This window comes from Cedecea sp. NFIX57, from assembly GCF_900177785.1.
GTDB lineage: Bacteria > Pseudomonadota > Gammaproteobacteria > Enterobacterales > Enterobacteriaceae > Cedecea > Cedecea neteri_C.
Window position 1 is genome coordinate 19206 of the sequence record NZ_FXAS01000034.1, and the last position, 17860, is coordinate 37065.

The 17860-nt window shown below is 51.5% G+C and carries 27 protein-coding genes, 1 tRNA gene and 1 pseudogene; 13 read left to right on the forward strand and 16 right to left on the reverse strand.

What is annotated here, in order from left to right; genetic code table 11:
* Positions 1 to 55 precede the first annotated feature (55 nt).
* From B9Y90_RS26560 to B9Y90_RS21535, 12 genes are read right to left on the reverse strand one after another with little or no spacing between them, the layout of a single operon-like run.
* Positions 56 to 469, reverse strand: coding sequence for a hypothetical protein (locus B9Y90_RS26560; protein ID WP_139827445.1), 414 nt, complete (start codon positions 467 to 469; stop codon positions 56 to 58).
* Positions 459 to 710, reverse strand: coding sequence for a hypothetical protein (locus B9Y90_RS21490; protein WP_085542520.1), 252 nt, complete (start codon positions 708 to 710; stop codon positions 459 to 461). The genes B9Y90_RS26560 and B9Y90_RS21490 overlap by 11 nt, the downstream gene beginning before the upstream one ends.
* Positions 707 to 880 carry a hypothetical protein gene (locus tag B9Y90_RS26955; protein ID WP_176227891.1) on the reverse strand — a complete coding sequence of 58 codons (174 nt, stop codon included), beginning with the start codon at positions 878 to 880 and terminating at the stop codon, positions 707 to 709. The genes B9Y90_RS21490 and B9Y90_RS26955 overlap by 4 nt, the downstream gene beginning before the upstream one ends.
* Entirely contained in the window at positions 881 to 1267 is a 387-nt protein-coding gene (locus B9Y90_RS21495) for a hypothetical protein (protein ID WP_085542521.1), read from the reverse strand.
* Positions 1260 to 1565 carry an antitoxin gene (locus B9Y90_RS21500; RefSeq protein WP_085542522.1) on the reverse strand — a complete coding sequence of 102 codons (306 nt, stop codon included), beginning with the start codon at positions 1563 to 1565 and terminating at the stop codon, positions 1260 to 1262. The genes B9Y90_RS21495 and B9Y90_RS21500 overlap by 8 nt, the downstream gene beginning before the upstream one ends.
* A complete protein-coding gene (locus B9Y90_RS21505) occupies positions 1562 to 1810 on the reverse strand; it encodes a hypothetical protein (RefSeq protein ID WP_085542523.1) in 249 nt (82 codons plus the stop codon). The genes B9Y90_RS21500 and B9Y90_RS21505 overlap by 4 nt, the downstream gene beginning before the upstream one ends.
* Positions 1811 to 1813: 3 nt before the next feature.
* Positions 1814 to 2485, reverse strand: coding sequence for a hypothetical protein (locus tag B9Y90_RS21510; RefSeq protein WP_085542524.1), 672 nt, complete (start codon positions 2483 to 2485; stop codon positions 1814 to 1816).
* 42 nt (positions 2486 to 2527) lie between these two features.
* Positions 2528 to 3916 carry a replicative DNA helicase gene (locus tag B9Y90_RS21515; protein WP_085542525.1) on the reverse strand — a complete coding sequence of 463 codons (1389 nt, stop codon included), beginning with the start codon at positions 3914 to 3916 and terminating at the stop codon, positions 2528 to 2530.
* Complete coding sequence (locus B9Y90_RS21520; protein WP_085542526.1) at positions 3913 to 4902, reverse strand: helix-turn-helix domain-containing protein; 990 nt, start codon at positions 4900 to 4902, stop codon at positions 3913 to 3915. The genes B9Y90_RS21515 and B9Y90_RS21520 overlap by 4 nt, the downstream gene beginning before the upstream one ends.
* Positions 4903 to 4904: 2 nt before the next feature.
* Positions 4905 to 5129 (reverse strand): hypothetical protein, encoded by a 225-nt coding sequence (locus B9Y90_RS21525; protein WP_085542527.1) that lies wholly within the window; start codon positions 5127 to 5129, stop codon positions 4905 to 4907.
* Positions 5130 to 5148: 19 nt separating this feature from the next.
* Positions 5149 to 5595, reverse strand: coding sequence for a toxin YdaT family protein (locus B9Y90_RS21530; RefSeq protein ID WP_085542528.1), 447 nt, complete (start codon positions 5593 to 5595; stop codon positions 5149 to 5151).
* A 57-nt stretch (positions 5596 to 5652) separates the two neighbouring features.
* The gene (locus tag B9Y90_RS21535) at positions 5653 to 5853 is read right to left on the reverse strand and encodes a Cro/CI family transcriptional regulator (protein WP_085542543.1); all 201 of its coding nucleotides are present in this window, start codon (positions 5851 to 5853) and stop codon (positions 5653 to 5655) included.
* 78 nt (positions 5854 to 5931) lie between these two features.
* Here B9Y90_RS21535 and B9Y90_RS21540 point away from each other — a divergent pair, with 78 nt between their 5' ends.
* The 7 genes from B9Y90_RS21540 to B9Y90_RS21575 all read left to right on the forward strand — a co-directional run bounded on the left by B9Y90_RS21540 (position 5932) and on the right by B9Y90_RS21575 (position 11531).
* On the forward strand, positions 5932 to 6330 hold the full coding sequence (locus B9Y90_RS21540) for a helix-turn-helix domain-containing protein (protein WP_085542529.1): 399 nt from the start codon (positions 5932 to 5934) through the stop codon (positions 6328 to 6330).
* Positions 6331 to 6781: 451 nt separating this feature from the next.
* Complete coding sequence (locus B9Y90_RS21545) at positions 6782 to 7105, forward strand: hypothetical protein (protein WP_254902728.1); 324 nt, start codon at positions 6782 to 6784, stop codon at positions 7103 to 7105.
* 47 nt (positions 7106 to 7152) lie between these two features.
* Positions 7153 to 9339: a hypothetical protein gene (locus B9Y90_RS21550; protein ID WP_085542530.1), complete on the forward strand. Its 2187-nt coding sequence runs from the start codon at positions 7153 to 7155 to the stop codon at positions 9337 to 9339.
* Complete coding sequence (locus B9Y90_RS21555) at positions 9336 to 9896, forward strand: siphovirus Gp157 family protein (RefSeq protein ID WP_085542531.1); 561 nt, start codon at positions 9336 to 9338, stop codon at positions 9894 to 9896. The genes B9Y90_RS21550 and B9Y90_RS21555 overlap by 4 nt, the downstream gene beginning before the upstream one ends.
* Entirely contained in the window at positions 9896 to 10078 is a 183-nt protein-coding gene (locus tag B9Y90_RS21560) for a hypothetical protein (protein ID WP_085542532.1), read from the forward strand. Before B9Y90_RS21555 ends, B9Y90_RS21560 begins: the two co-directional genes overlap by 1 nt.
* A 209-nt stretch (positions 10079 to 10287) precedes the next feature.
* The gene (locus B9Y90_RS21570) at positions 10288 to 10512 is read left to right on the forward strand and encodes a DUF4224 domain-containing protein (protein WP_085542534.1); all 225 of its coding nucleotides are present in this window, start codon (positions 10288 to 10290) and stop codon (positions 10510 to 10512) included.
* The gene (locus B9Y90_RS21575) at positions 10512 to 11531 is read left to right on the forward strand and encodes a tyrosine-type recombinase/integrase (protein ID WP_085542535.1); all 1020 of its coding nucleotides are present in this window, start codon (positions 10512 to 10514) and stop codon (positions 11529 to 11531) included. Before B9Y90_RS21570 ends, B9Y90_RS21575 begins: the two co-directional genes overlap by 1 nt.
* A gap of 105 nt (positions 11532 to 11636) precedes the next feature.
* Here the strand turns inward: B9Y90_RS21575 and B9Y90_RS21580 are convergent.
* Together B9Y90_RS21580 and B9Y90_RS21585 are read right to left on the reverse strand one after the other, a co-directional pair.
* Positions 11637 to 11724 (reverse strand) — tRNA-Ser (locus tag B9Y90_RS21580).
* 157 nt (positions 11725 to 11881) lie between these two features.
* Positions 11882 to 13507: an ABC transporter substrate-binding protein gene (locus B9Y90_RS21585; protein ID WP_039291607.1), complete on the reverse strand. Its 1626-nt coding sequence runs from the start codon at positions 13505 to 13507 to the stop codon at positions 11882 to 11884.
* 226 nt (positions 13508 to 13733) lie between these two features.
* Here B9Y90_RS21585 and yccA point away from each other — a divergent pair, with 226 nt between their 5' ends.
* Positions 13734 to 14393, forward strand: coding sequence for an FtsH protease modulator YccA (yccA, locus tag B9Y90_RS21590; RefSeq protein ID WP_039291604.1), 660 nt, complete (start codon positions 13734 to 13736; stop codon positions 14391 to 14393).
* A 137-nt stretch (positions 14394 to 14530) separates the two neighbouring features.
* The gene (gene tusE, locus B9Y90_RS21595) at positions 14531 to 14860 is read left to right on the forward strand and encodes a sulfurtransferase TusE (RefSeq protein ID WP_085542536.1); all 330 of its coding nucleotides are present in this window, start codon (positions 14531 to 14533) and stop codon (positions 14858 to 14860) included.
* Here the strand turns inward: tusE and yccX are convergent.
* A complete protein-coding gene (gene yccX / locus B9Y90_RS21600; RefSeq protein WP_085542537.1) occupies positions 14857 to 15147 on the reverse strand; it encodes an acylphosphatase in 291 nt (96 codons plus the stop codon). The two genes, tusE and yccX, sit on opposite strands and share 4 nt — an antisense overlap.
* Positions 15148 to 15309: 162 nt before the next feature.
* On the opposite strand from yccX, the gene rlmI reads away from it, so the two are divergent.
* Together rlmI and hspQ are read left to right on the forward strand one after the other, a co-directional pair.
* Complete coding sequence (gene rlmI, locus B9Y90_RS21605) at positions 15310 to 16500, forward strand: 23S rRNA (cytosine(1962)-C(5))-methyltransferase RlmI (RefSeq protein WP_085542538.1); 1191 nt, start codon at positions 15310 to 15312, stop codon at positions 16498 to 16500.
* 61 nt (positions 16501 to 16561) lie between these two features.
* On the forward strand, positions 16562 to 16879 hold the full coding sequence (gene hspQ, locus B9Y90_RS21610; RefSeq protein WP_008461265.1) for a heat shock protein HspQ: 318 nt from the start codon (positions 16562 to 16564) through the stop codon (positions 16877 to 16879).
* Between the two features lie 30 nt (positions 16880 to 16909).
* Here the strand turns inward: hspQ and B9Y90_RS21615 are convergent, their stop codons facing one another.
* Positions 16910 to 17323: a CoA-binding protein gene (locus B9Y90_RS21615; protein ID WP_039291600.1), complete on the reverse strand. Its 414-nt coding sequence runs from the start codon at positions 17321 to 17323 to the stop codon at positions 16910 to 16912.
* A 168-nt stretch (positions 17324 to 17491) separates the two neighbouring features.
* Between B9Y90_RS21615 and B9Y90_RS27375 the strand changes: the two are divergent.
* Both B9Y90_RS27375 and B9Y90_RS27585 read left to right on the forward strand, forming a co-directional pair.
* A pseudogene (locus tag B9Y90_RS27375) lies at positions 17492 to 17653 on the forward strand (curli synthesis inhibitor); the annotation flags it as partial.
* 55 nt (positions 17654 to 17708) lie between these two features.
* On the forward strand, positions 17709 to 17860 hold a 152-nt coding region (locus tag B9Y90_RS27585), incomplete at its 3' end, for a transposase (protein WP_139827446.1).

The following is a 17860-nucleotide window of genomic DNA, read 5'->3' on the forward strand; positions in this document are numbered from 1 at the left end:
AACCTTGCCAGGACAATCAGCACCAGAGTGATAATTACCACCTTAACTGGAGGCATCACTTCACCTCCGGCTTTGGTGCTGCGGCTATCGCGGCCTTGAGTGCGTTTCTGGGGGTTATGTGGTGCCGGTACATAGCTTCGGTCATTTCATCGGTAGGCTCAACCGGCACCATCACCCAGCCTGGAGGCACAGCACGCAGCTGCGGCGCTGCGTAGTTAGCCAGCGCGGCCCGGAGCCCTGTTTTAACGTCCTCCAGTTCATCACTTCCGACGCTGCTATCGCTAATTGCGTGGCAGAACGCCAGCGCCATATCATCGTTAACAGGGTGAGTTATCGGCCCCGCTTCCCGCAATGCGAGTAGCTCGCGCAATGCACGCAAAGCAAAAGCATCACTTTCGCCGGGGACTGCCGTTTCTTCCAGAATTCGGATTTGGTCTTTGATATCTTCGATGCTCAGGTTATTCATCATCTTCGTCCTCACCAAAATCTACCCATTCAGCATCATCTGGAATGCCCGGGCATAGCGGTGGATTAGTCGCGGATAGCATTTCGCCAGCCGCGCCACGGCGCTGTAGGCGGCGAAGTGCTTCGTAAAGCTCAAACGCTTCAATGCGTTCGTCGCCAATATCGAGAGAGCAGGCGAACTGGTGCGCAGCGGTTACCAGGCTCTGGAGCTGCTCGGCAATAGCAGCCTGACTCAGGTTATTCATAAAGCCTCCTCAACTGGTCCGTCTATATCAAGGCTGAAAACGAAGACCTCCTTCCCGCTATCGTCCGTAAACCAATACTCGTTGTCTGGAGCAATATTCAGCGTGACCGTGCGACCGTCTTTTGTTTTTACTTTTGTTCCGTGTTTCCACCATGCCGGGAATGTCACCATCTACTCCCCCTCATCCACTGTGCCGCCAGCGGCGCGGATTGCTTCGATAACATCATCAGCTTTCATGTATTCGCCGTCTGGGTCGCTGTGTAAGTACCAGTCGTCGGGGCCATCTGCACCAGGCTGTAAGCGATTTGGCAGCTTCACCGCTAACGGGCTGGCTTCCAGCTCTGCTATGCGCTTACGGGCAGCATCAAGCTCAGCGATATCCTTCTCACGCTCAGAAAGATTCGTCTGTGCAATCCGCTTCCACGAATCGCGTTGCTTCTCAGCCAGCTCCAGCGCCGCTATCAGTGCTATGCAATCGTCAGCAGACAAAACCGTAGAGCTAAACTCTTCGGCGTACACCTTCAGGCGGCGCATCAGCGCTTCGAGTTGTTTAGTCATTGCTGGCCTCCAGGCCGATTGATTCAGCGATTTGCACCAGTGTGTCAACGCTAACTCCGTTTTTCCCCACCGGATTATCCATCCAGTCAAAGCTAACCAGTTTGCTACCCTGGATAACGCCAACATTGAAATCATCGCTATCTATCTGCTGGAACCCGTGTGAAATGGCCTCTTTTCTGTTGTCGTAACGAATTAGGTCTGATGAATACTCAATGCCCGTTTTGCCAGCGTTACACCATGCTCGCTGTAAAATTACGATGTACTGGCGCTCTTTCAGCGCTTCGGTGTTATTGCTCATTTTGTCACTCCTGTTTCGCGCTTTCCGCGCCAAAAATTCAAACGTTCTCTAAAGAAATCCCGATAGGTTTCCGGCGTTGCATCAATCTGCTGTACCACTGCTGCACGAGTAGTTTTTCGCTCAAATAGCTGACGGACTAGCGCTGCTGCTCGCATGTCATATTGCTCTTTAGCTTGATACTCTTGCGGCCATTGGGCGCGATTGAATGGCAGGCCGGGCGGGAGATAATCCGATTGCCCGGCCATGCATCACCCCATGTTTCGTTTTGAGTGGACGTAGAATCGCGGGTCTACGCTCTGTAGCGTGAAGTGCGGGATTGGCGTTTCATTGTGCTGAATAATCCCGACAAGATTTGAGCGCAGCATTGCAGCGACGCGCTTCTGAACTTGGTGCGCAGTAATTTTGATGTCCGGGTGAAATTTCGCTATCGCGATTAAAATGCCCTGGTGGGAGAGTTTTTTCCCCATCATGATCGCCACCAGCTTTTGTGCTGATAGTTCTTCAACGCTGGTGCTTACCTGCTCCTGTTTTGCAATCGGCTTTATGGTATCCAGCAGCATGCGGCAGCGGCCACGAACGCCTGCACGCTGCCCTGTTACTTTGTCAAAATTCAGTTTGCTGCCTGCGGTCCATGCTGTGGCCGTTTCGCGAATTTCAACGGTTTTTTCTCCATCGGCGAAAATGACTGTCGCTGTATGCGTTTTTGCCGTGCTAGAAATGGCTGTTTTTTTCTCTTTGGCTACTTTGGTTGCAGGGGCAAATTTTGGCCTTATGCCCGCTACTGGTACCGGGTTAGGACAAGGAACAAAAACGGATCTGCTACACGCTCGAGCACCAGCATTCATGCGCCAGATAATGACATTCGTCCAGTCGCAAGCGTCGTCGATGATCGAAACCTTTGGATAAATTAAATCAGTCATTGGTCTTTCCTCTGTGGTTTTATTAGCGCTGGTCAGGCGCTGTTAAAATGGTTCTGTGTTGTACTTCTCAGCGTATTTTCTTTGGCCCTTCTGTGGTTTTGCCGCCTCCAGTTGAATGCGTGTTTTTTCTTTTCCGACATGCTGATCGACTGACAGGAAATGCCCGTTTTTAAACTCCTGGTAAATTACGGTACCGGCTGCGCTAAATCGGCTCTTACCGAGAATTACCTCTGCAATGCCAGCCGCCGGGCTTTCTGGGTTGTAAACCTCATCGCGGTACAGGAACAGAATGCTATCGGCGTCCTGCTCAATGGATCCGGAATCACGCAGGTCTGACATAACCGGCCGCCGCTGAGCTGCTGGGCGTGAATCTACCGCACGCGATAACTGACTAAGCGCAAACGTAGGCGTGTGTAGGCGCATAGCCATTGTTTTCAGGTTTCGGGATATGTGCGCGACGGCGAGATCGTTACGTTCCGCCTTTGGCTTACGGATAAGGCCCAAGTAATCGACCATAATCATTGCCAGGTGTGGATAACGCCGCTTGTGGGTTTCCGCAACCGCTCTGATTTGTTCGACGGTTAGATCTGTAGCGTCAACAATCCAGATGTCACGCTCCACCAGCTCGCCCATCGCGGATGTAAGCCGCGCCCAGTCCTCGTCGTACATGTCCTTTGGGTTTCTGAGTCGAGAAACGGAAAGATTTCCGGCCCCGGCAAGGGAGCGCTCAACAATCTGCGGGGCTGCCATTTCCATGCTGAAAATTAGCGCACCACCGCCGCGCTGCGTTACACCATCAACGACTTTAAGCGCGAATTCTGTTTTACCCATGCCCGGGCGACCAGCCACCACAATCAAATCCTGCTGGTTTATTCCGCCTGTGGCGCTGTCCAGTTCATCAATGCCAGTTAGCAGGTTGCGTGTCTCTGCATCGCCGTTAAGGCGTTTCTGAACAGTGTCCATGTACGTTGGCAGCAGATCGCTGATGTGTACCGGCTGCACGTCTCCCGTGTCGCCCGTCATGTCCAGTAGCTTCGCGACAGCGTGCTCAACAACCTGATCGCGCTGGTCCTGGTTAACCGCGTTACGTATGCCGTCTGCACCTTCCTGCAGAAGCGTGGCCAGTTGGCGGCTACGCCACGCTTTTACCATTTTCCCGGCGTAGCCCTTCAGGTTGGGTACGGTCGCGGGCTGTCGCATGATCTGAGCTAAATCAACCAGGCTGTTGCCGCCCAGGACTTCGCTAACAAACATCATGTCGATCATGCTGTTGGCCAGGGCCTGTTTTTTTATTTCGGCAAATGCACGGCGGTGAAATGCAATGCTGAATGACTCCTCCGGCGTTGTTGCGATAACGTCGAAGGCATCCGGCGTGGCTCCGCCATTCAGCAACCCGGCTAGCACGCAAGCCTCTAGTTCCTGCGGACTCACAATGATTTCTCCCTGGTCTTGCGAAGTGTTTCCGGTTTCATCAGATAATCAAAATTCGCTTTCCAGTCCTCGCCGCTTTCGCCGCCGAAGTAAAAATCAGGCGCAATATTGCGGAATTTTTCCATGTAGCCCAGGAACGCACCGGTTGTTTTATTCGCCATATGTGCCGCCAGTCGGGTAATCGTCGTACGGCGTTCGGCGTCCAGTGTTGCCGCAGGCAGGAGCCCTGCGAAAATTTCGTTGTAGCCATCGATAACAGCCTGTGCGTCTACGCTGGCTTCAAGCGTCGCCCACGCCTCAGCGTCAGCGAGATAGCCATCAAAGCGGTTAACACGGCAGATATTGGCGGGCTTAGGCAAACCAGAACCACGGCGGCGCCACGTAGCCAGAACCCAACGGATCACCAGTTGCAGGTCAGCCAACGTGTAGGATTCGCGGGTTTGCGTTGGCGTAAGCATCATGACAAACGGCTTGAGGTCGCGGCAGCGTGTTCCTGTTGAGTCGTTGTAGTAGCCCAGGGCTTTTTTAGCGTCAGCAAGAATCAATTCCTCGCCCTCCCCCGCTTGGGGGTAAGGGGGATCTTTAGGTTCAATGACTGGTTCAAAAGAGTGACTGATTCTGGTGCCACCTGCTGGCACAGGGGGTGTGCTTTCTGGTGATATACCTGTGTTTTTTGGTGGCACAGGGGCTATGCTTTTTGGCGGCACAGGGTTATCAAGATTCAGGTAGTAAATATTCGACTTATTCCCCTTCCCATTGTTAACGCCTGTCCGGTTTTCTTTCTGCAGCAAGCCCATATCTACCAGGGCGGAAATATGGTCGCGAACAGCACTCCTGCTGCACTCGCAATGATCGGCAATATGCTGGTATGACGGCCAGCACTCACCATTATCGTTGGCGTTATCAGCCAGTTTTATGAGCACCAGCTTACGAATAGAATTGCCGGTTTTTATAGCCATCGCGCGGGCCATGAGTGTCATGCTCATAATCAGATCCCTAACGCTTCGGCAATCTGTCGGCATGCGGCTTGATACTCATCGTTTGTGAGATCGAGATCGCGCAATTCTGCTTTGCGTAACTCGTACTGCTCCCAAATGGATAGAGCAGCTGCGCGACGCCCCTCGAAAACATCCTCAATATCTTCGATAGCAGCTGGCGCACCGTTGAGGCGGAAGCCGTTCCGCCAGGTGATGCGGTCAATTGATGTAAGCATTGGTCTTTCCTCGCCGTTGTTAAACGCTGGTCAGGCGCTGTGTTTCCTGCATGGCTTGTAATGCCTGAGCTATTCGCTGCGGCCCGTCCCGCGCATCAAGCAGCAGTGCGATAATCGCTGCTGCAAATTCACGTATCGCTACGCATATCAGGTGCTGTGTTGTCATTCCTAGCCGGGCATAACGCTCAGCGGGTAGCGCGGCTTCCATCGCTTTGGCCAGCGCCTGAGATTTCTCTCTCGCGGCTCTTGTTTCACCACGTAACCAGCGAAATATCTGCTGGCGGTTATTGTTGATGGCTCGCCAGTCGGCATTGCCCGCTAAATCTTCCATCGGGTGTAGCTTTACAGATCCAGTGTTACCACCGTGACGGAACCACATTCGCGTAATCTCGATGGCTACCATTTCCTGCCCGGATTCCAGCGCCCAATTAAAAATTTCTTGTTTCAACTCGTCTAAATTGCTCATCGCGTCTCCTGTCGCGAAACTTGATTAGGCTTAATCAGATTTCAATTAAGCCGTTTGTTAAGCTGCATTCCTGTTGTTCGCTTCCTGGTAGTCGCATGGGTCGTAGACCAGAACCCCGTCAGTCATGAGAGATAAACGAGCCGCTCGTTTTTCAGGGACACGGTCACCCCAGCGAGAAACCGCAGGTTGAGACACGCCCAGAGCCTTGGCTAACTTTGCCTTACTGCCAAAGTGATTAATTGCATCTTTAGTAAACACATCCACATCCTCCTGTTAACGTTTGTTTGGAAACTACAACTTAACATAAGGTAAGTCAAATTAATTTACATTAACTCTATGACGAATATTGAGCTTAACGACCGAATCAGGCGTAGAAGAAACGAGCTAGACATTTCACAGCAGCAGTTAGCTGATGCCGTGAGAGTGTCCCATGTCACAATATTTAAATGGGAAAGCGGCGAGACAGAGCCGAGGGGGAAAAACCTCTTTAAGCTGAGCAAAGCGCTCAAATGCTCCCCTACATGGCTACTCTATGGCGATGAGGATCAGATCCCAATGCCGGTTGCTGATTTGCCTACCGAACTTGATGGGCGTCAAATCAAGTTGCTTGAACTATTCGACTCCCTTCCTGAATCTGAAAAAGACCGCCATATCATTGAGCTTGAAAGCAAGGTTGATGGTTTTAACAACCTTTTTGAAGAGTTGCTGGCCGCCAGAAAGAAATCCAAAAAATAAATCAACATATTATTCAAAGCGTTACAATTTCTCGTCAATCAACTTAACATTTTTTAAGTAAAAACCATTGCCATATAACTTACCTTTCATTAAGCTTCATCACATCAACGACGCACTAACCACGCGGCAGTTGTTCAGAAACGTTCCGCGAGCCGGCGATAAGGCAAAGAATCCAAAATGCTGTGTGTAGTCTTTGCCCGCGAAGTGGCGGGCATTTTTTTCACTCAGTAGTGAATTGAGGAAAGACCAATGCGGGCATGACCAGCCCTGACAGACGGGAAAGACCGGCAAACTTGAGACGTAAAAAAACCCACCGAAGTGGGTTCTTTTACCCCGGAGGGGACCAACCTTCCGAGTCATGGCGCAGGGGACCAACCCCACGCCGAGGAAAGACCAATGCCGACAGAGTCAACACTGATCGGCTCTGAGTATACATCATCAAGGAGTCGCTATGGAAGCGCTGCCAATTCAAGTAAAGCTGTACATTCATTTTGCAACATCCGAATTTCTCAGTGAAAAAATCATTGTCTCCACTGGTGACATGTCACGCAATAATCCAGAGCATTACGTTTTACTGGAAGAGCGCACCGTAACGCTCAACGTCAAAATGCCCGATGCTTTCGAAATTATCGGTCGCCAGGTATCAGGCTTACGCGCAGCCAAAGAGCTTATTGCAGCAAAAGCACATCGCGAACAGGCCGCTATCGACGACAAGATCCAGCAGCTGCTTTGCATCGACCACTCCCCTATCGAAGAAAGCGATATCCCATTTTGATAAACCGGGCGCCTGACCTGCGCCCATCACTAAGCGAGGAAAGACCAATGACAGTGTTTAACTGCCTTTTTGAGCCGAAAAAAACGGCCATCAAAGATGGCGCCGTGCGGCTGGCCATCAGTATTAAGGCGCCAAATAAAAAAGTTGCCGAAAGCATCGTTGTCGGAAAGCTGTGGGAGCATTACCCGGCGAACGGTGACGGTTATTTTAAACCGAAGGTATGGCAAGACACCCCCGGACAGGATCGCTCTGAAATCGGTGTATTTGATGAGAAGTTCGCGGAGACGCACGACTTTGACGGCGAGAAGTGGGTCGCCCGGGTAATGCCGGAGAGTAACGGCGATCAGTCCGGTAGCGGAGAAATTATTGACGTAATGACGCTTTCACCGCGTGAGCGTTTCGCCGCGGTTCTGCTGTTCAGCGCTACCGAAATTGACGATGCTACGCTGTCACAGGTTGTCGATTACCTGGACAACATGGATAACACCGATCTAAATGAAGACGAAGAGCCTGATCGCCTCAACCGGTTCATTATATCCAGCATGGAAGCACATGAGCCCGTCAAAGCAATGGATGCAGCGGGGCTAAATAACCTGATTCAAAAAATCTTCGCTCATTTCGAGAATCAGCGCCCTGGGCGCGCCGCGATCTATCAGTTCATTAAGAGCTGTGATGCAGAATCAGAAACCAGCACCAGCACCAGCACCAGCACCAGCACCAGCACCAGCACAGAAATTAATTCCGCTGCCGCCACGGTTTCAAGTCAGACGGTTGAGCCACGCACTTACGCTCACACGTATGCCACTCTTGATCAGGAGGTCGCTCTTGCGCTGCTGCCAGTAAATGCCAACGAAAAAGTTTTAACCAGCACCCTTCGGGCTGCGGAAGATGTTATTAAACGGGAGCGTGAAGACTTTAAACGTTGGTCTATAGCACTGCGCACCACTGAAAAAATACTGCAGTACGACCGCCCCAGCATTTTCGGCGTAATCCAGAATGTGCCGGCCAAAGACACCCATCATTTCCCGGAGTCCCTCCGCAGGCACATCGTTGCCTGGCTGGAAAAGCACGGCCGCTTTGAATCTGGCGAAGAACAGCCAGAAGCGAAAGTTAAAAGCCTTGGCAGTGGTCATTTCTCAATTGATGGGCTGGTTAACAATCCCGCCTCAAATGAAGTCAAAAAAACGGAAATGGTAGCACCAGCGCCAGTATCTGAAACGCAGTCGCAGCAAGCGAAAGAGCAACTTAATGATATGGGTTACGGTGTGTACGCAACGAGCGAGGAACCAGAACAACCATTGAGCGAAAGGGTAAAAGGTTTGGTTACTCAGTGTGATGAATTGGTCAAGCGGGTTAATGCGGAAGAGAGCCAGCAGCAAGCTGTTTCCGATATAGAAAAAAGCCTTAGTGAGCGACCGGAAGAAGAACAGGAAAACCTTGCTCTGTGGAAACGCGTATTCCGCACTGATGAACGGTTCACAAAGGCTTTCGCGGTTAACGGCGGCGGCACCTCTATCAACGGCACTTACATGACCATGCTGGCCACACGCGAATTTGGCCCGAAGGGTATCGGCTGGGGCGTGGACATTCTCGAAGAACGCTTTGATGCCGGCGCGCCAATTCTCAGGAAGTTCAAAGGACAGGATGGGAATCCAGCGTGGGAAGTTATCCCTAACGGCACCGGCGGGATCCTCACAGAGCTACACCACGTTATCAAGGTGAAACTCTGGTACTTGCAAGACGGCGAGCGCGGCGAGGAAATCGCGTTCGGTTGCACGCCTTACCTTTACGACAGCAAATACGGCCCGATCTGTGACGGCGAGGCAACGAAAAAATCACTCACCGATGCCACCAAAAAAGCATTATCCGCGCTTGGTTTCAGCGCTGATATCTTCATGGGCCTATACGACAACCCGGAATATCGCCAGCAAAACAAGGCCGAATTCGCCATTAAGAATGCCAGCGAAAGCGCGGAGGACGCAGCTCGACTTCGCCAGGAGCTTGACGAGAAATTAACGCGTGTTGCCAACACCCTGACAAGCGGCATTTCTGAGCATGAATTAAGCAAGGTGTTCTCCTCGATAGCCCGTGAAGTCGAAGTGCATCGCAAGGATGCAGAAGCAAAAGGCGATAAGCAGCACGCAAATTATTTAAGTAAACGTCTACGTCGCCTGACAGAAATCAAAGATGGGCGTATCGCCGAACTGAACAAAGCACAGGAGAAAACAGCATGACTTCCACTACTGCAATTGCACTGGCCGCCGACTATTCAAACCTCCTGAATCTGCTGGATGGTTCGGAAGACTTCACCCCTGAAATGATCGCTGACACGCTGGAAGGTATTGAGGGCGAATTGTCCGACAAGCTGGACGCCGTAATGGTTATCGCACGTAATAACCTGGGCCACGCCAAGACCTGCGACGACGAAATGAAGCGCCTTGCCGAGCGCAAGAAATCATTTGAAGGTAAAGACAAAGCTCTTCGCAAATACATCCTGTCGTGCCTGCTGGCCGCCGGCAAAGATTCACTTAAAACGGCTAAGAATACCTTTACAGCCCGGAAAGGTTCCGTAAGCGTAGTGATCGACAATACCGACAAGCTGCCGGATGAAATGGTTAGCGTCCAGACAGTGATCGAACCGGACAAAAAAGCCATCAAAGAAGCCATCGAGGCGGCAGAAGCGGCGGCGGCGCAGATTATTGCAGATGGTGGCACCCCTCCGGAGGAGTTGCTTAATCCGGTACCGGGTGCTCATCTTGAGACTGGCGAACGTTCATTGCAGGTGCGCTGATGCTAAATCTAACCCTGAAAAGAGGTGACGCGATTCATGTTGTTTTGCCGGACGGCAGAAATGGCGTGATTGAAGCGCGGAGCCGCTGCGAGCTGGGGATCCACCTTCCAGAGAACGTTAAAGTTACACGTCAGAAAGGTGCATTCCCTTCCCAAAACCTGATTAAGCATAATCAGAAATAATCCATCTTAATCGTTAGCATGGCGGCCTCAATTTCATACAGAGGCCGCTATGCAACGATGGCAACCGGGAGAGGTTCTTCTCTCCGATTTCGATATCAAAATAGGCCGGCTATCGGCGAGTGTAAGAAAGAAGACCCTGACCAGGTCGGACGTAGAAAGCGCATGCAGCGACGCTGACAACGCCGTACGCAGGATGATGAGGAAAGACCATGACTCGAGCAAACGATCTGCTAACTGATGCGGAGCTTATTGAATTTACCGGGTATCAAAAACCATCAAAACAGCGTGAAGTTCTTGATCGCGGCGGTGTGTCTTACATCCCCGACCGGGAGGGCCGCCCGATGGTGACCTGGACGCATATTAACGCCGTGTTAAACGGCCAGACGACAACCCACTCCGGCACAGAAGAAAAGCCGAATTTTGAGGCTATCTGATGGGCCGCAAACGTAAAGACCCAGGCGACAGCAAATTGCCGCCACGCGTATCCAAAACAAAAACCCGGTATTACTACAAACCCACATCACGGGAAACCGTGACGCTGGGGCCGATAACGCTCACCATGTCCGCACTGTGGAAACGCTACGACGAAGAACGCCGGAACCACTCCGACACTATGACATTCGAAAAGCTGTGGGGGATGTTCCTGAAAAGTGCCTATTACACTGAGCTGGCGATCCGCACACAGAAAGATTACCTGCAACACCAGAAAAAACTACTGGCTGTTTTCGGTAAAGTAAAAGCTGACCTGGTAAAACCCGAGGACGTGCGCCAGTTTATGGATCGCCGCGGACTGCAAAGTAAGAACCAGGCCAATCAGGAAATGAGCAGCATGTCACGGGTGTATCGCTGGGGATATGAACGCGGCTACGCCAAAGGCAATCCATGCGCTGGCGTTAGTAAGTTTTCTCTCAAAGCGCGCGAGCAATACATCACAGATGGCGACTACCTGGCGATTTACAAGCAAGCGGATCCCGTGGTTAAAGCAGCGATGGAGATATCTTATCTGTGTGCAGCCCGTCAAGCTGATGTACTGGCGCTGTGCTACATGCAGCTTTCAGACAGCGGGATATTTATACAGCAGGGCAAGACCGGGAAGAAACAAATCAAAGTGTGGACACCACGCCTGCACCAGGCAATCGAAACCGCTCAGCTTGAGTGTCCGAAACGTTCGCCTGATTCGCTGGTAATTTACAACAGCGACGGTGGCCTGTTTATCCGGAAGACGTTTAACAATCGATGGCTGAAAGCAGTGCGCGCCGCAGAGGCGGAAATTGGCCGTCCGCTTGATTACACGTTCCACGATATCAAAGCGAAAGCTATTTCTGATTTTGAGGGAAGCAGCAAAGATAAACAGATGTTCAGCGGCCACAAGACCGAAAGTCAGGTGCTGATTTATGACCGGAAGGTGCAGATTAGCCCCACACTTGACCTTCCTCTCATCAGCAAAAAATGAATTTCTATTCATTCTTGCTCGGTCGATATTCTTCGGGAATATTCTTTTTTATTCTTTTCGCCCAAAACAAAAAGGGGCTGCCTTTCGGCAACCCCTTGTAAATGTTGGCGGAAGCGCAGAGATTCGAACTCTGGAACCCTTTCGGGTCGCCGGTTTTCAAGACCGGTGCCTTCAACCGCTCGGCCACACTTCCAACGAGGCGAACTATAAACATACCCATACTTCATGTAAAGCACGATTTTGTTCAATCGTCTGAAATTTCATCATATTTGTGTTATTTGCCTGAAACAGCAGCAACATGCTCAGTTTCAAACCGCTTTTTCTGCCCTCCGGGGAGGGCAGCGTCGGCATCAGTGCTTTTTGATGTAGAGATCCTGGGTTAAATATTTACCCAGCGTGCTCGGTGCATAACCCCCTACGTAAGGTTTCACCAGTTGAACCTTCACATAGTGGTAGATAGGGATGGTCGGGACGTCTTTCGCAAGAATATCTTCGGCCTGCTGATAGTACTTCGCACGTTCTTCCTGGGTAGTGGCCTGTGAAGCTTTAGCGATAATCTCATCGTAGGCAGGATTGCTGTATTTGGAACTGTTCTGGCTATCGCCAGTACGGAAGTTGTTCAGGTAGGTCGCCGCATCATCGTAGTCGGCAATCCAGCCGTAACGCACCAGGTCATAATTACCGGTACGTTTGGTATCCAGCATGGTTTTCCATTCCTGGTTTTGAAGCTTCGCTTCAACGCCGATGTTTTTCTTCCACATTGAACTGGCCGCAATGGCAATGCGCTGGTGCGATTCCGAGGTGTTATAAAGCAGGTTGAACTGCAGCGGATGCTTCTCGTTAAAGCCCGCCTCTGCCAGCAATTTCTTCGCCTCAGCGACACGCTTATCGTGGCTCCAGCTGCCATACTCCGCAGGCTTAAGCGTTATCCCGCCAATTTTAGGCTGGCTAACCAGCCACGCAGGCTTTTGCCCCTGCCCTAACACCTTACCGGCGATGATGTCTTTATCCAGGGCCAGATTCAGCGCCAGGCGAACGCGTGGGTCGTTAAACGGCGCTTTGGTGGTATTGAATTCATAATAGTAAGTGGACAGATAAGGCGTGATATGGACCTGATCCGGAATGGATTTTTTAAGTGAGGCGAAAAGCGTTTCAGGCACGGTATAGGTGATATCAATCTCGCCCGCTTTATAGCGGTTTATATCTGCTGTACCCGAAGTCACAGGCAAATAAGTCACCTTATTAATCACCGTATGCGCATCGTCCCAGTACTGCTTATTACGCTCGCCGACGACTTTTTCGTTCACCACCCACTGCGACAGCTTATACGGACCGCTGCTCACAAAGTTGGCCGGCTGGGTCCATTTGTCCCCAAATTTTTCTACTGCAGCTTCGCTCACCGGTACCATAGAGGTGTGGCCGAGCATCAGCAGGAAGGCCGACGTTGGCTGGTCCAGCGTCACCTGAACGGTGTTGGCATCCAGCGCCTTCACACCCAGGCTATCGACCGGCTTTTTACCTTCAGCAATGTCATTGGCATTTTCGATGTGCATCGTGCCCGGATAAGTCGCGTAAGGGGAACCCGTTTTAGGATCGACTAAACGCTTCCAGCTCCAGACCACGTCCTGCGCGGTGATAGGTTCACCGTTGGACCATTTAATGCCCGGACGCAGATGGAACGTCCAGACTTTGTTGTCCTGGTTATCCCATTTCTCAGCCAGATGAGGTTCGATAGAGCCATCGTTTTTGACGCGAATCAGGCCGTCAAAAAAGTCGCCGATGATATTACTTTCAACGTCGCTCTCCACTTTATGGGGATCCAGCGATGCCGGCTCACTGCCGTTGTTACGCACCAGCTCCTGTTTGGCTGCAAGCTCGGTTCCTGGCGGAACGTCTGCTGCCCATGCGCTGGAAATAGCGCTGAGCAGACCCAGAGCAACCAATGATTTTGAAAATGTGTTGTTGTTTGCTTTCATGACCTACGCCTTATTAATGTTATTTAACGACGGTACGGCTAACACTCTTAGTCGGCTTTAGGTAATAAAGCAATATTTTTCAGCCACCTATAAGTGGGTGTTATGGCATTAATTTTGTACAATGTGATAAAGTGCACGAGGTAAAGATGGGTAAAAAGGCTTTTGTCTAATAAAGGCGGGCATTATGCTCATGACCATAAAACACCTGTAAAAGAGAGAGTTTAGAATGGATCGCATTATTACCTCCTCGCGTGACCGTTCGTCACTGCTCAGCACCCACAAGGTGCTACGTAATACCTATTTCCTGCTGAGTTTAACGCTGGCATTTTCCGCGTTGACGGCAACCGCCAGCACCGTATTGATGCTGCCTTCTCCAGGGCTGATTCTGACGCTGGTGGGTATGTACGGCCTGATGTTCCTGACCTACAAAACTGCGGATAAACCGGTGGGCATTCTGTCTGCATTCGCCTTTACAGGCTTCCTGGGCTATATCCTGGGGCCAATGCTGAATGCGTATCTGTCCGCAGGCATGGGGGATGTTATTGGCCTGGCGCTGGGCGGTACCGCACTTGTCTTCTTTAGCTGCTCTGCTTATGTGCTGACTACCCGTAAAGACATGTCCTTCCTCGGCGGCATGCTGATGGCGGGCGTGGTGGTTGTGCTGATAGGTATGGTGGCGAACATCTTCCTGCAGCTCCCGGCTCTGCACCTGGCAATCAGCGCGGTGTTTATCCTGATCTCTTCTGGCGCCATCCTGTTTGAGACCAGCAACATCATCCGCGGCGGCGAAACGAACTACATCCGCGCGACCGTCAGCCTGTATGTTTCTCTTTACAACATCTTCGTTAGCCTGCTAAGCATCCTTGGTTTTGCCAGCCGCGACTAACTGATGCAGTAACCCCTAAAAGAGAATGACTTGTGCATTCTCTTTTTTTTTGCCCTCAATCCTGCCGCATTCCGCCCTTAAGCCCACAGAGAAAATTTGCTACACTTCGCCCGATTTGACGTAAATAGCGGATAACTATGTTGACCTTTGAAGGCAGAGAAATAGAGACAGACGCCGATGGCTACCTGAAAAATAGTCAGGAGTGGAGCGAGCCGCTGGCGGAAGAGATTGCCGCCAAAGAAGGCATTAACCTGGCGGTAGAGCACTGGGAAGTGGTTCGCTTTGTGCGCGAGTTTTATCTGGAGTTCAATACTTCCCCAGCCATTCGCATGCTGGTTAAAGCCATGGCAAACAAGTTCGGCGAAGAGAAAGGCAACAGCCGCTATCTTTATCGCCTGTTCCCGAAAGGCCCGGCCAAACAGGCCACAAAAATCGCTGGCCTGCCAAAACCGGTGAAGTGTATCTAGTAGCGGATACCAAAGTTGATCCATTCGCGTTCGGGTTGATGCGGTTCAGTCAGAACTTTATCAACCCTGGCGCTACGTGGCCCGCCGGCTTTTAGCCACGCCAGCAGCTTTTCAATCTGCTCCGCCTCTCCGCAGGCCACCACCTCCACGCTGCCATCATCCAGGTTACGGGCATAGCCGGTTAAGCCCAGTTTTTCGCCCTCACGCTGCGTGCTGTAACGAAAACCCACGCCCTGGACCATCCCGTGTACCCAACACTTCACGCACTGTTTTTCTGAACTCATCATTGCCTCTGTCTGAACGCTCAAACTTGCTCTCAGTCTAACAAACCGCGCCACTTTTTCTTTGGTAGCAACCCACACAGTGAGGCTTTTCACGCGAATAAATTGCAATTAGCGGCCTCAGACCGGAAAATGGCGCCCATTTCTTAGCGAAGCAGCAAATAAATTATGAGCGTACGTTTAGTGTTAGCCAAAGGGCGTGAGAAGTCGTTATTGCGCCGTCATCCATGGGTTTTCTCTGGGGCCGTTGCGCGCCTGGAAGGCAAGGCCAGTCTCGGTGAAACGGTTGATGTGGTGGACAGCCAGGGCAAGTGGCTAGCCCGCGCGGCATATTCCCCTGAATCACAAATCCGCGCCCGCGTCTGGACCTTTGATCAGGCTGAAAGTATTGATATCGCCTTCTTTACCCGCCGCCTGCAGCAGGCCCAGCAGTGGAGAGACTGGCTGGCTAAGCGTGATGGACTGGATAGTTACCGTCTGATCGCCGGTGAGTCTGACGGCCTACCGGGCGTGACCATCGATCGTTTTGGCAACTTCCTGGTGCTGCAGCTGTTGTCTGCCGGCGCAGAATATCAGCGTCCAGCCCTCGTTGCCGCCCTGCAATCTCTCTACCCTGAATGCTCTGTTTACGATCGTTCCGACGTAACCGTACGTAAGAAAGAAGGCATGGCTTTGACTCAGGGACCGGTCAGCGGTGAACTGCCTCCTGCCCTGCTGCCTATTGAAGAACACGGCATGAAGCTGCTGGTAGACATTCAGGGCGGACATAAAACAGGTTACTACCTCGATCAGCGCGACAGCCGTTTCGCCACTCGCCGCTACGTTGATAATAAACGCGTCCTGAACTGCTTCTCCTACACCGGTGGTTTTGCCGTTTCTGCGTTGATGGGTAACTGCAGCCGGGTGGTCAGTGTGGATACTTCCCAGGATGCGCTGGATATTGCCAGAAAAAACGTAGAGCTGAACAAACTTGATCTCAGCAAAGCCGAGTTTCTTCGTGATGACGTGTTCAAACTGCTGCGCAAATATCGCGACCAGGGCGAGAAGTTCGACGTTATAGTGATGGACCCACCTAAATTTGTTGAAAACAAAAACCAGCTGGCGGGCGCTTGCCGCGGCTATAAAGACATCAACATGTTAGCGATTCAGTTGCTGAATCCAGGCGGCATTCTGATGACCTTCTCTTGCTCCGGGCTGATGACCACAGATTTATTCCAGAAAATCATCGCCGATGCCGCCGTAGATGCCGGGCGTGATGTACAATTTATAGAGCAGTTCCGTCAGGCGGCCGATCACCCGGTGATCGCAACCTACCCGGAAGGGCTGTATCTGAAAGGGTTTGCCTGTCGAGTCATGTAGCTTGAAAAGGCGGAAATTGCCCGCATATTCGTATGCAGAGCAATGTTCCCGGGAGGTGACTATGATTGCCAGCAAATTCGGTATTGGCCAGCAGGTTCGCCATTCTTTACTGGGCTATCTGGGCGTAGTGGTCGACATTGACCCCGAGTATTCGCTCGATGAGCCGCAGGAAGACGATCTGGCCGACAATAGCGCACTCCGCGCGGCGCCGTGGTACCACGTTGTCATGGAAGATGAGGATGGCCAGGCGATTCATACCTATCTCGCCGAAGCTCAGCTCAGTTCTGAAGATGACGACGAGCACCCCGAACAGCCGTCGATGGACGAACTGGCTGCCTCGATACGCCAACAGCTTCAGGCCCCACGCCTGCGTAACTGATAAAAAACCCCCGCCTAAGCGGGGTTTTTCTTATTTCGCCAGCCCAAGACGAGGTATTTCAATCGCCGGGCATTTATCCATCACAACGCTTAATCCCGCATTCTGCGCCAACACCGCGGCCTGCTCATTAATCACGCCAAGCTGCATCCAGAGTGTTTTCGCTCCCACAGCGATGGCTTCCTGCGCCACACCCCAGGCTGCCTCAGAATTACGGAACACATCAACCATATCAATTTTCTTCGGGACGTCCGCAAGCGTGGCATAGCCCTGCTGCCCTAACAGCGTTTTACCCGCGACCTTCGGCGACACGGGAATAACCTCATAGCCTTGTTTAATCAGGTAATCCATCACCCGATAACTCGGGCGATCGGGCTTGTCGCTGGCCCCCACCAGCGCAATGGTACGGGTAGTTTTCAGGATATTTTCGATATCACTTTGTTTCATAGCGCCCCCTAAGATGTTGTCTGAAGTGTATGCCAAAGCCCGCCCCCCAGCCATCTTTCTACTGGAAACTCAGGCGCGCAATTTCTGAAAATATGTCTATATGTTAATAAATAGGTTTTAGGAAAAATTTTGAAACATCCACTCAGCATGTTCACCAGGGAGAGTGAAATGAGAGCAGGTCTGCCACTTGCAGGGCTAATATTGATGATACCAACCCTGGTATGGGGAACCACACTGCGTCTTTCCGCCGACGTGGATTTACTGGTCCTGGATGGTAAAAGGGTTTCCAGTTCGCTTCTTAAAGGGGCTGACAGCATCGAAATAGATAATGTGTAGTGGTTGAATAATCAGGACACTAAACTTACATCCATAACGGAGGTGTTTAGTGAACCAGAAACGACAATTTACCCCTGAGTTTAAAAAAGAAGCCGTAGCCCTGGTGACAGAGCAGAACTATACCGTAGCCCAGGCCGCCACATCGCTGGGGATTAGTTCCAAAACCCTGCATACATGGGTCACTCTGACACGCAACCAGCA